Source organism: Halorubrum wangae, from assembly GCF_051194135.1.
In the GTDB taxonomy this organism is placed as follows: Archaea; Halobacteriota; Halobacteria; order Halobacteriales; family Haloferacaceae; genus Halorubrum.
On the sequence record NZ_JBLZNH010000002.1, the window covers coordinates 734,707 to 747,293 of the forward strand.

Consider the following 12,587-nt stretch of genomic DNA (forward strand, 5'->3'; position numbering starts at 1 on the left):
CAGATGGAGCGATTTCCGGAGGCGCTCGGTGGCATCCCGGACGCGGTGCTGATCGTCGACACCGACGGCGTCGTCTGCGCCGGCAACCCGTGGGTCGAGACCGTCCTCGGCTACGCGCCGGAGTCGGTAGACGGAACCGACGTCGAAGCGCTCCTCTACGACCCGTCCGGCGGCTCGGCCGGCGCAGAGCTCTACGGTCACGTCGCCGCCCCCGAGCCGCGGTCGATGGCCGCGAGCATCGATCTGACGGCACGACGCGCCGACGGCTCCGAGGTCCCCGTGACGATCAGTCTGGGCCCGTTCGAGCAGGACGGCGAGCGGTACCTAGTCGTCACCGTCGTCGACGTGCGCGAGGAGCGCGCGGAGGAGGCGGAACTGCACAGCCGGACACAGACGTTGGAGGCGCTCCACGAGGCGACGCAGGACCTGCTGAAGACCACCGACAGGGAACTCGCCGCGGAGGCGGCGGTGGAGTACATCGAGGAGGTGCTCGGCCATCCGATCGCGGCGATATGGCTGTACGACGAGGGGCGGGACGCGCTCGACCCGCTCGTGTGGACTGAGGCCGCCGACGAGGTGGTGGGCGCGCACCCCGTCTTCTCGGCGGACGACCGGAGCATCTCCTGGGAGGTGTTCGAATCCGGACAGCCGGAGTACATCGCCGACACCCGCACGGACTCGGACAGACACAACCCTGACTCGCCGATCCGAAGCGAACTCGTGCTCCCGATCGGTCGCTACGGGGTAATCAACATCGGCGCCACCGAACCCGACGCGTTCGACGACTCGGACCTCGCGGTCGCACGAATCTGGGCCGCGACGGTGGCGATGGTGTTCGTCCGGATCGAACGAGAGCGTCAGCTCCGGGCCCGTGAGGGAGAGGTCTCTCGCGAGCGCGATCGCCTGGAGGAGTTCGCCAGCCTCGTTTCGCACGATCTCCGAAACCCCCTGAACGTCGCGATCGGGAACCTCGACCTCATTCGTTCCCGACTGGCGGAGGACCGGGAGGTGCCTCCGGAGCTCGATACTGTCGCCCGTTCGCTCGACCGGATCGGGGCGCTCGTCGAGGACATGCTGACGCTCGCGCGGCAGGGCACCGCGATCGACGAAACCGAGGCTGTGTCGCTCTCCGCGCTCGCCGAGGAGTGCTGGGCGAACGTCGACACGGCGGACGCCGAACTGGCCGTCGTCGGCGATGTCGCGCTGCGAGCCGATCGGAGCCGACTGCGACAGGCCCTCGAAAACCTGTTCGCCAACGCGGTCACCCACGGCGGCCCGGACGTCCGCGTCGAGATCGGCGAACTCGACGGGACGTCGGGCGACGCCGGCTTCTACGTCGCCGACGACGGGCCCGGAATCTCGGCGGAGGTGCGCGATCAAGCGTTCGACGCGAGAGTGTCGACCGACGAAGACGGGACCGGGTTCGGGCTGAAGATCGTCGCGGAGGTGGCCGACGCGCACGGGTGGTCGGTCGAGATCGTCGACGCGCCGGACGGCGGCGCTCGCTTCGAGTTCCGGGGGGTCGAGCCGGCCGACACCGCCGCCGCCGCCGACGACTGACCGTCGGCAACTCAGCTCAGATTCCCTCGAAGGAGGGGAGGTGCCACGCGGAGACGCCGCCGTCGTCGACGATTACGTCGACGTTGGGGCCGCGGTCGGCGCTCGGCAGCCCGACATCGATCCGTCCCTGTCCGGTGACGCCGCCGTCCTCCATGCTGGCGGTGACGCGGTAGGTTCCGCGAACGTCGGTGATCGCCAGCAGTTCCAGAGCGCGCTCCGGACCGAGCCCGACGGCCGTCGAGAGGACCGCCCCGCCGTCGGCGTCGTGACTTTGCTCGGCGTCGCGCCGGATCACCGTCACCGCGAACTCGCGCGGCTCGTCGCTGACGTTGCAGAGCCGGACGCCGAGTGGGGGCGACGTCGTCTCGTTCGACGGCCGATCGGACGCGTCGGTTCCGACCCGCCGACGTTCGACCGGCATTCGGAGCGTCCGGTCTGAGGCGACCAGATACGGCACCGGACGGCCGGTCACCTCATCGATTGTTCTGTCGCCCTCGTCGTCGTAGGAGGCGGTGCCGGCGTGCTGGGCGGTCGCGAAGCTGTCGCCGCCGGCGGCGTGATCGAACGTCGCGACCGCCTCGACGGTCACCTCGGTCGCGCCCGCCCTCGCGTGGCGGTTGTGCGCGCGGACCTCCTCGTACTCCGCGACGTACGCCGCAACCGACTCGGGCGTCGGGTCAGTCGGTCGCTTCGGAAGGTTTCGCTCGGCGACGGTCGAGTCACCGAGCGCGTCGAGGTCGGCGCAGCCGGCGAGGGCACTCGCCGCCCCGCCAGCCCCGAGGAGGAACGTACGCCTGTCCATACACCGTCTTTGACTGACACTTCAAAAGGCCCCCGATGACGCAAACGACCGTTTGCGTGTCGATCGTCGCGTCGCGACCCTCCATCAGAGATCGAGCGTGTGATGCGTCACCGCGTCGGCGCCGCTTGCTCCCTCGTTGCCGCCCCCGATGTCAAGCGTCGCAACGTGGAAGGCGTCGTCCGCGCCGTCGACCGGGATAGGCATGCCGCCGGGGTTCACACGCACCGTCCCGTCGCGCTCTTCGACGCCGTGGGCGTGCGTGTGACCGTGGAGAACGTAGTCGTAATCGCCGCAGTCGACGAGAGCGTCGACGACGACGCCGCTCGTTCCGTGGGTGACCGCCACGTCGACGCCCTCCCCGTTGCTCCCCCCGCCACCGAACGTGAGCACTCCGGCTTCGCCGAGGTACGTGCCGAACGACTCGACGGTCGACTCGACCGCCCACTCACCGTCGTTGTTGCCACGGACGGCGTAGAAGTCGACACCGCCGACGTCGAAGGGAGTCACTGAAAACGGCGCGACGAAGTCGCCACAGTGGACGACGGCGTCGACGCCCTTGCGGTCGAACAGCGATACGGCCGCCTCGACGGCGGCGAGGTCGTCGTGAGTGTCGGAGACGATACCGACGCGCATGGCGGCGGTTCGCGGCGGAGGCGAATAAAGTCCCCGTGCGTTCGGATTCGACAATCTCTCCCGGGGACAAGTACCGGATCAATAGTTTTTGGTATGCCGGTTTCGGATCGTCTCTCAATGGTAGAGCACACCCGAACGCTTGACTTCAAAATAGCCTACGCGATCGGGCTGGGGACGATGATCGCAGCGGGGATATTCTCGCTGTCCGGCACGGCGGTCGCGGAGATCGGGAGCAGCGCCGTGATCGCCTTCGTCATCGCGGCGGTGGTCGCCAGCCTGACCGCGGCGTCGTACTCGGAGTTCGCGTCGATCTACTCCGAGAACGGCGGCGGCTACCTGTTCTCCTCTCGCACCTTCGAGCACGACACGCTGATTTACGTCGTCGGCGCGATGCTGTTTTTAGGCTACACCGGCACGACCGCCTTCTACCTCGCAACGATGGACGAGTGGGTGGTCCGATTCATCCTTCCGGAGGGGCTTCATTTCCTCCCCCACGGGACCTCCGGCGTGCTCGCGGCGCTGCTGCTCGGCGCGCTTAACGCTCGTGGGACCGAGGAAAGCGGGACCTTTCAGCTGTTCGTGACGGGCGCCAAGGTGGCCGTCCTCCTGGCGTTCGTCGGCGGCGCCTTCGCGTTCAGGGGCCCCGCCGTTGCCGTCGGCACCTTCGCCGCCGGCTTCAGCACCGACGTGGTCGGCATCGTCTCTATCGCCGCGCTGGCGTTCATCACCTTCTTCGGATTCTCCGCGATCGCCGCGAGCGCCGGTGAAATCATCGAACCACGCCGGACGGTGCCGCTCGCGATCGGTGCGAGCATTCTCACGGTGACGATCCTCTACGCGCTCGTCATCGTGTCGATGGTGAACTCGCCGGTCCCGGCCGAAGTCATCGCCCGGGAAGGTGAGACCGCGATGGGCCGCGTCGCCGCCGGATTCCTCGGTCCGATGGGGCGCTCGCTCATCGTCGCCGGGGCGATTTTCAGCATGGTGAGCGCGTCGAACGCGAGCATCCTCGCGGCCAGCGGGATCGGGTCGCTGATGGGCCGACAGGGGCAGGCGCCGCGGCCGTTCTCGCGCATCCACCGGCAGTACGGCACCCCGTTCTGGAGCGTGATGTCGGCGACGGGTGTGATCGTCGCGCTGATCGTCGTGTTCATCGGGCTCTTTCCGGCGGAAGGCGGTGCGATCCCGTTCGATCTCACGGTGGCGCTGCCGGCGCTCGGGCCGATCACCCTCACCAACTTGGGGCTGACGACGCTCACCGGGTTCGCGACGCTGAACCTGTTGTTGCCGCTCTCCGTGGTCAACATCGCGCTCATCTACTCCAGGCGACGGTATCCGGACCTCGAGCGCGGATTCCGAGTGCCGGGCGTTCCGGTGATTCCGATCATCGGCGTTCTCGCCAACGTCGCGCTCATCACCAACCTTCCGGTGAAAGGCGTCGTCGTCGGTATCATCCTCGTCGTTCTCGTGCTCGCGCTGTATCTGATCTGGGGCGGCGAGCCGGACATGGACGAACTGTACACGGAGGTGGTCCCGCCGACCGGACCCGACGGCCGAGTGGAGACGGAGGGGACGGCCGGGGTCGACGTCGATACCGCCGAACCCACCGACGCAGCGACGGGCGCTCCGAAGGTGTCGAGCGAGGACTCGTTCCGCATCCTCGTCCCGGTCGCACGGCCGGACCGAGCCGTCAGATACCTCCGACTCGCGGCGGCGATCGGTGAGTTCCAGCCGGGCGAGACGTTCGTCGACGTAATGACCGTCACGCAGATCCCCGAACAGACGCCGTACGAGGCGGTCGAGGAGATCACTCGCGGCCGTGTGCGACGCATCCAAGACCTGCTGGCGGCCGAGGACCTCGACACGTCCTACACTGTCGAGGGACACACCTGTCGGGACGTCGGCTTCGACATCGTCCAGTCGGCGCGAGACGAGGGGTCCGACCTCGTGCTGATGGGCTATCCCGAAGAGCACACCGAGATCGCCGAACACGTGGAGTACAAGTCTCCCTGCGGGGTGTTGTTCGCGAACGGCGTGATGGGTCCGGAGGACCTCAACGTGGTCAACATCGGGGCCGGCGGTGGCCCGCACCACATGGACCTGCTCTCGCTCATCGACCGGATGGGCGAGCAGGACGCGGAGATCCACGTCATCAACATCACGCCGGAAGGCGGCGAGGGCCGCCCGGAGAACGCGGAGGCGACCGTCTCCGGACTCCCCCACGCGGCGTCGGTTCAGATCCACAATATCACCGCCCAGACGATCGCCGACGGGTTGGTGGATCAGGCGAGCGAGAACGGCGGTATCTTGCTCATCGGGGCCACCCGGACCCGTCGCCTCCGGCGTCGCGTCTTCGGGAGCACTCCAGACAACGTGATAAAACTCGCTGAGGGGAGCGGCGTGCCGGTGCTGGTGTACTCGAGTCCGCGCGGGGTGCAAGGTCCCATCGAGGAGTACGTGTACCCGATTTACCGGTACCTCAGGGGGATTCAGCGTCGCCCGACACAGGCCGCCGAGCCCGAGGCCGAGGAGTAGCTCGGACGTGTTCCACAGCGGTGCCCGGCCGATGCGGCCGGGAGACCGCGGAGAGACCACGACGGCACTACTCTACTATAAAAACGTGCCGAGTTCAGACCTCATTCTCACGATCTGTTGATCCGGTTTCCAGCTTAATACACTGCGCCGTCGGTGTTCTGATATGACGAGAGACGGTGACAACGACGGTCGACGCACGAATTCCAGACGCAGGTTCCTCGCAACGGCCGCGGCGCTCGGGGCGGCCGGGATCGCGGGCTGTGGCGCGCCGCGTGCCGAGAGCGCGAGCGGCGCGGAGAACGCGGCCAGCAGCGGGGCGGCGGCCCAACAGGTCGAGGAGTGGTCGGGGAGCGACTCCACCGACGTGGCGACGGACCACCCGTACACGACCCCGCGGTCGACAATCGACCTCGACGAGCGAGACGGCAAGATCACGGTGTCCACGACGCCGTGTCGCCACCAGTTGCTGGGCGACGAGACGCAGGGCGGCCCGTGGGAACTGCCCGAGGTCTGGGCGTGGCAGACGCCGGACACGGACCCCAGCGTCCCCGGCCCGTTGCTTCGGGTGACCGAGGGGACCGAGATGGAGATCACCTACGACAACTCGGCGCACAACCGCCCGCACACGTTCCACGTCCACGGGCTCTCGAAGAGCTGGATGGACGACGGCGTCCCCACGACGACCGGACAGCAGGTCGCGCCCGGCGAGAAGCACACCTACGAGATCACCGCGAACCAGCCCGGGACCCACTTCTACCACTGCCACTACCAGACGCAGAACCACCTCGACATGGGGATGTACGGGATCCTCCGCGTCGACCCGGAGGGGTACGAGGCCCCCGACAAGGAGGCGTTCATGACGATCAAAGACTGGGACACTCGCCTGTCCTCCATGATGGCCGGCGGCGACGTCGACTTCAGTCACCGCGACCGCAACCCCGACGCGTTCACCGTGAACGGTCGCTGCGCTCCGTACACCTTCCACCCCGAGCAGGGGTCGCCGCTCATCGTCGAGGAGGGAGACCGAGTCCGGATTCACTACGTCAACGCCGGCTACGAGTCGCACGCGATGCACACCCACAACCACGGGTTCACCGTCGTGGAGAAGGACGGCGGCGTCATCCCCGAGGCCGCCCGACACCGCGAGGACGTGATTCCCATCGCGCCCGCCGAGCGGAAGACGATCGAGTTCACCGCCAGCGCCGACCCGGGCGTGTACGCGCTCCACTGTCACAAGGTGAACCACGCCATGAACGGCGACACCTACCCCGGCGGGATGATCGGTGGGCTGGCGTACGAGAGCGTCACGGACACCGAACAGTTCGCGTCCATGATGGATATGGCCGGCTACGAGGCCTGACGGGGGACGCCCTTCTAGAATCTGCCGAGCCTGTTTCCCGGTCGCGCTTTTACAGCTTTTCCGGTCAAAATACGTTGACAGCTCGCTCAGGCCGAGTCGGCGCCGGTGGAGACCTCGGCCGACTCCACGCCGGCGTGGGTCCCGTCGTCGCCCTCGCTGTCGGCCTTCCGCCGGTTTCGGACGGTCAGCACGACGAACAGGACGAAGCCGGCGGCACGCAGGGTCAAGTCGAGGAGGAGCGCGTCGACGGAGACGCTCACGCCGACGAGCCCGAGCGTGTCAAAGACGGACTCGGAAAGCAGTCCCGGTGCCATCAGAAGCAGCGAACTGAGGGCGAACGCGGCGCGGCTGGGCCGGCCGACGCGCGTGTACAGCGTCCCGATGACGGTCGCCCCGAGCGCGACCACGCCGAGGAACACCCCGATGACGGGAACGAGGATCTCGGGGACCGAGTAGCTTAGCTCAGCGAGGTCCTGGAACCCGATCACGCGGTACCGTTCTCGAAGCGGCAGATCGGCGGCGTTCGCCTTCTCGCGCAACAGCACGATCCCCGGCGCGAGCACGAACGCGAAGGGGACGATCGCCTTGTTCAGCGACAGCGAGAACGCCTTCACGCCGGTCTCGAAGGGATCGGACTTGGCGACCCCGCTGGCGGCGTACGCCGCCACGGCCACCGGCGGCGTGATGTCGGCGATCACACCGAAGTAGAGGATGAACAGGTGGGCGGCCAGAAGCGGGATGCCGAACTCCACGAGCGGCGTCGCGAGCATCGAGATGAGGATGATGTACGTGACCGTCGTGGGCATCCCCATTCCGAGGATGATGCTCGAGACGGCCGTCACGAGTAGCATGACCACGATCGAACCGCCCGAGAGCGCCAGCAGCAGCGAGGTCAGGTTGGGGCCGAGCCCGGAGACGCTGATGACGCCGGGGATGATCCCCGCGGCCGCGACCGCGACCACGACAGGGACCGCGGTGCGCGCGCCCTGCTCCATCGACGTGACGACGAAGGTGGCAAGCTTGAACGGCTGACTGTCCTCCAAGTCTCGGCCGGTCCGATCGCCGATCGTCTCAGCGGTGTCTCGAACCGACGGGTTGAGATCGAGCAGCGACGCGTCGAGGTCGGGCTTCGACAGCAGCGTGAGCGCTCCCGCAAGCATCGCATACCACTCGATCCCCGCGAGTATCGCGGTGAACGCTTGGCCGACCGGCAGCCCCGCTTCGCCAGAGCCGGTGAGGAGGCCGATGACGTTCACTCCGGCCAGCATGTGGCTCGCCACTTCGATGCCGACGATCGCAGCGAAGATGGCGGCAAGACGCAGCCGTGTCTCATCGCTGTACGCCGAGACGAGCGCGATCAGTCCGACGAGAGCGACGAGTGTGAACCACGCCGAGCGGGAGACCGAGAGCCGCTCGATGATGAGGTAGTACAGGAGGAGCCCGATCGGCACCAGGTAGAACCAGCCGCGTTTGAAGTGGCCCCAGAGACCGACCGTGTCTTCGCCCGAGACGCCGCCGATGCCCTCCTCGACCGCCTTGAGGTGAACCATCACCCAGACGCCGAAGAAGAAGACGATGGCGGGAATCGTCGCGATGACGATGATGTCGGCGAACGGCGTCGCCGTGTATTGGACCATCAGGAAGGCGGCCGCTCCCATCACGGGTGGGAGGATCTGCCCCCCCGACGACGCGGACGCCTCGACGGCGCCCGAGAACTCGGGCGAGTAGCCCGACCGCTTCATTAGCGGGATCGTGAACGCGCCCGTCGTGACGGTGTTCGCGATCGACGAGCCAGAGATCGTTCCCATGAACCCGCTGGCGAGGATGCTCGCCTTCGCCGGGCCGCCCTTACGACCCCCGGTGAGCGCGTACGCGAGGTCGATGAACCACTGGCCGGCCCCGCTCATTTCGAGGAACGAGCCGAACAGGATGAAGATGTAGATGAAGCTCACTGACACCGTCACCGGGATACCGAACACCCCGTTTTCGGTGTTGTACCAGAGATTCTGGACGATGTCCGGCCAGGTGAGTTCCGGGATCGCGAGCAGGCCGAGGAAGGGCGTGCTCGAACTGATGAGGTATCCCCAGCGGGCGTAGACGATGAACGTCGCGACGATGATCATCAGCGGGAGACCGAGCGTCCGGCGGGTGGCCTCCAACACGAGCAGGACGCCGATGGCGCCGAGCATCATCGCGTACGAGTATTCGCTCACGAACGGAATCCCGCCGAGCAGCGGTTGTAGGAACGCGTACACCTCGGTAATTGGGCGCCCTGAGTCAACCCCGAAGACGCGCATGTTCTGTATCTCGGCGAACTCCGTCAGGAAGTAGAACGCCGACATGAACGCCATGACGATGAACACCAGGTCAATCGGCGTCACTCGGTCGCGGTCGGGGTCGAGCATCGCCCAGCGAACCCCCGCCCGAACCCGTTCGATCACCCGCGTAACCGGGTTTTGGTCACCGAGGCGCTGAGACGCCGCCGGTACGATCCGACCGAAGCTCTGTGCGATGATTCCGTCGCCGGTGCTCACCGGGAACAGCAGGAAGGTAAGCACGAGCGCGAAGGCGACGTGGATCGCGTTGGCCTGCAGGAGCTGGAGCGAGATCTGCACCGGGCTGAGCGAGATCCCAGCGATCTCGACGGTCGGGAGCCAGACCTCGAACGTGAAGCTCCGTGCGGCGAGAAACAGCTGAAAGATCGAAAACATGATCCCGATCACCGCGACCGCCACCGCGGCGATCCCCTGCAACGAGCGGCGGCGCTCGATCTCCTGTATCAACTCGTCCGCCTCCTCGCGGGAGAGCTGATCTCCTTCCACGTCCTCCGGCGGATCGCCCGCGCCCGACCCGTCGCCGCCGGGTTCTCCGGGAGGCGGTCCTCCCGGGCCGTCGTCGTTCGGATCGTCGATGCCGCCGTCGTTCCGGTTGGTCGTGGTCATAGGATCATCTCGAGAAGCGACTGTCGTTCGATGTGTAACGTCACGTCGTTGGCGTCGGTGACCGCGACGAGGTCATACCGTCGCTCGTCAACGATCAGCGTGTGGCCGGCGATCCGCCCCGGTGAGACGGAGAGTCGTTCGAGTTCGGTTATCGGTTCTGCGGGCTCGTACACGAGAGTCCCGTTCACGTTCGTGACGTTGACGCGCGCGGGGAGCCCCCACCCGTACGACTCGAACTCCATCCGTGTGTTCACGAGCGTCTGTCCGTCGACCCGGTACTCGTCGTACACACGGGATTTCTCGACGCTGTGCGTGTACTCGAGCGCGACCGTGCTCCCTTCGTTCACCGGTTCCGCGACGTACCGCTCGCCCGAGTCGATGTCCTCGACGACGAGGACGGCCCCGATAGGAGCGGTCACTACGACGAGGACGAACCCGAACACCACAAGCGCGAGAAGTGCTGCACCGACGTTCTGCTGAGAAAGGCGGCCCATGTATTAGGGTAGTAGTTATAACGCTGAGTTCTGGCGACGTGAATTGATTTTCGAGGTGCGCGGGTGGCTGTCCGGGACGCCGTCCCGCGGCGAGCGGGGGCGTCTCTCGGCAAGCGCCGTCCGCTCGGCCGCCGTTCCGAGCCCGAGCGAGCCGTCCGCGTTCGAGGCGTCTTCGGAGCGCTTACGCGTCGAAGTAGGCCGCGGCTCCCTCGTGCAGTTCGATGGACATCCCGTCCTGCGCGCTTTCGACGGTGATGAAGTCGGTCTTGATCGTGAGTTCGTCGAGGTTGTCGAAGATGGCCGCGGTGACCGTCTCGACCGTGTCGGCCGGAACGCCCGAATGTGTGGCGATCATCGCCTGCACGGCGACGGTCTCGATGTCCTCATCGACGCCGGAGTACGTGCCGCCGGGGATGGTGTCGTTCGCGAACCAGGAGGCGTCAGCCTTGACGGCCTCGCGGTCGTCGCCCGCGATCGGAACGATCTGGATGTCGTTCGTGTTCGCGAGGTCTTCGATCGCACCGACCGGCCAGCCGCCGACGACGAAGGCCGCGTCGATGTCGCCGTTGGCGAGCTGCTCGGACGCCTGCGAGAAGCCGGCGTTCTGCTCGTTGTAGTCCGTGACACCGAGCGACTCCAGGATCTGATTCGCGTTGACCTGGGTACCCGACCCGAGGTCACCGGTGTTGATCGTCGCGCCGCTGAGATCGTTCACCGAGGAGATATCGTTCTCCGCCAGCGTGACCAGCGTGATGGTCTCCGGGTACAGCGTCGCGACGCCCCGGAGGCTCTCGATCGGGTTGTCGATGAAGGCGTCGATGCCCGTTCCGTTCTTCGCGAACGAGGCGATGTCGTTCTGGATCAGCGCGAAGTCGGCCGAGCCGTCTGCGAGGCTGCCGACGTTCTCGACGCTCGCCCCGGTGGACTGAACGTTCAGCGAGAAGTCGGTGTTGGCCTCGACGATCGTCTTGATCTCGTTCGAGAGCGGGAAGTAGGTCCCGCCGGTTCCGCCAGCGTGCCAGCTCAGGCGTGTCTCCGTGTCGCCGCCGTCGTCGCCGTCGGAGCCGTCGGAGCCGTCGCCGCCGTCGGAACCGTCGGAGCCGTCCATTCCGTCGTCGCCGTCGGAGCCGTCACTGCCGTCGGAACCGTCACCGCCGTCCCCGCCGTTCCCCGAACAGCCCGCGATGCCGATCAGGCTGGCAGCCGCGGCGCCTTTGAGCATTTTACGACGATCGATATCTTCTGGGATGTAATCGTCCTGCATGGCATACTCTTTCGATCGAAACCGTATGTACCTGTCGGTGAAAGCGCAGTAAGACATGAACGAATTGAACAAAGTCACCAGATCCGAAACGAATATCACGTGTGTCACGTTTCGCCGATCGCGTGCGCGGCGTCGGAAACAGACCTCTCCTCGGCGACGGCTCAGGCCTGTGCGGCGCCGTACAAGACGTTGACGGTGATCCTGACGGTCACGTCACCGGTCTCGATTCCGGTCGAGGCGCCCCCGTCGTCCCCGCTCATCGCGGTTTCCGCGATGCGGTACGGCGTCACCCCGGAGTCAGCGGTGGAGACGCGGTAGGCGCCGGTAACCTCGAGCCCGCTGGCGTTCGCGAGCACGGCCGCGTCGGCGTCGGCGTTCGCCATCGCGTTCTCGATGGCTGCCGCGCGCACCTCACGCTCGCGCTCCTCGCTCAGTCCGAACTCGATCCGCTGTACCTCGTCGGCGCCGGCGTCCACTGCGACATCGATCACGTCACCGACCGCGTCCACGTCGTCGATCGTGACCGCGTATCGGTGGATGCCCTGATACTTCGCTCGGTCCGGATTCTCTCTGGTCTCGTACGTCTCGCGGACGTCGTACACGTCGGTTCGGATGTCGTCCTCGTCGATCCCCCAGTCGGTCAGGGCCGCGCGAAGCGCCCCGTCTGCGTCGGCGAGATCATCGCGGACGGCGGCCGAGGTGTCGCCGGTGGCGGTCACCGCCACGCGGATCGTGGCGCGGTCCGGTTCGGTCGTGGCCTCGCCACTCGCGGTCACTTCGATGCTCCGTTCGAGCGTCGGCTCCTCGGCCGAGACCGGGTTCGCGTCGGCGCCGATGTCGCCGGTCGTTCCGGTGACTCCCGAACAGCCCGCGAGCGCGACGAGCAACGCGACTCCCACTGCAGTCATCAGTCTTCGGTCCATGTTCGTTATACCACGTTGAACCGACAATAAGTCGCCGGTGAGACAAAGAGCTCTTTGCGTTATCGGCCGCCGCG

General features: G+C 66.7%; 9 protein-coding genes. 3 read left to right on the forward strand and 6 right to left on the reverse strand.

Annotated elements, in window-relative coordinates; all coding sequences use genetic code 11:
• Positions 1-3 precede the first annotated feature (3 nt).
• Entirely contained in the window at positions 4-1,560 is a 1,557-nt protein-coding gene (locus ACNS84_RS08925) for a sensor histidine kinase (RefSeq protein WP_435074721.1), read from the forward strand.
• A gap of 16 nt (positions 1,561-1,576) precedes the next feature.
• Here the strand turns inward: ACNS84_RS08925 and ACNS84_RS08930 are convergent, their stop codons facing one another.
• Both ACNS84_RS08930 and ACNS84_RS08935 read right to left on the reverse strand, forming a co-directional pair.
• Positions 1,577-2,362 (reverse strand): hypothetical protein, encoded by a 786-nt coding sequence (locus tag ACNS84_RS08930; protein ID WP_435074495.1) that lies wholly within the window; start codon positions 2,360-2,362, stop codon positions 1,577-1,579.
• 84 nt (positions 2,363-2,446) lie between these two features.
• Positions 2,447-2,995: a metallophosphoesterase gene (locus tag ACNS84_RS08935; protein WP_435074496.1), complete on the reverse strand. Its 549-nt coding sequence runs from the start codon at positions 2,993-2,995 to the stop codon at positions 2,447-2,449.
• A gap of 117 nt (positions 2,996-3,112) precedes the next feature.
• Between ACNS84_RS08935 and ACNS84_RS08940 the strand changes: the two genes are divergently transcribed.
• Both ACNS84_RS08940 and ACNS84_RS08945 read left to right on the forward strand, forming a co-directional pair.
• Entirely contained in the window at positions 3,113-5,530 is a 2,418-nt protein-coding gene (locus ACNS84_RS08940; protein ID WP_435074497.1) for an amino acid permease, read from the forward strand.
• Positions 5,531-5,693: 163 nt separating this feature from the next.
• Positions 5,694-6,890: a multicopper oxidase domain-containing protein gene (locus ACNS84_RS08945; protein ID WP_435074498.1), complete on the forward strand. Its 1,197-nt coding sequence runs from the start codon at positions 5,694-5,696 to the stop codon at positions 6,888-6,890.
• Positions 6,891-6,976: 86 nt separating this feature from the next.
• Here the strand turns inward: ACNS84_RS08945 and ACNS84_RS08950 are convergent, their stop codons facing one another.
• From ACNS84_RS08950 to ACNS84_RS08965, 4 genes are all read right to left on the reverse strand, one after another.
• Complete coding sequence (locus ACNS84_RS08950) at positions 6,977-9,832, reverse strand: TRAP transporter permease (protein ID WP_435074499.1); 2,856 nt, start codon at positions 9,830-9,832, stop codon at positions 6,977-6,979.
• Positions 9,829-10,326 (reverse strand): DUF1850 domain-containing protein, encoded by a 498-nt coding sequence (locus ACNS84_RS08955; RefSeq protein ID WP_435074500.1) that lies wholly within the window; start codon positions 10,324-10,326, stop codon positions 9,829-9,831. Before ACNS84_RS08955 ends, ACNS84_RS08950 begins: the two co-directional genes overlap by 4 nt.
• A 181-nt stretch (positions 10,327-10,507) precedes the next feature.
• A complete protein-coding gene (locus ACNS84_RS08960; RefSeq protein WP_435074501.1) occupies positions 10,508-11,590 on the reverse strand; it encodes a TAXI family TRAP transporter solute-binding subunit in 1,083 nt (360 codons plus the stop codon).
• Positions 11,591-11,751: 161 nt separating this feature from the next.
• Positions 11,752-12,513, reverse strand: a complete 762-nt coding sequence (locus tag ACNS84_RS08965) for an SIMPL domain-containing protein (protein WP_435074502.1) — start codon at positions 12,511-12,513, stop codon at positions 11,752-11,754.
• Positions 12,514-12,587: the final 74 nt, after the last annotated feature.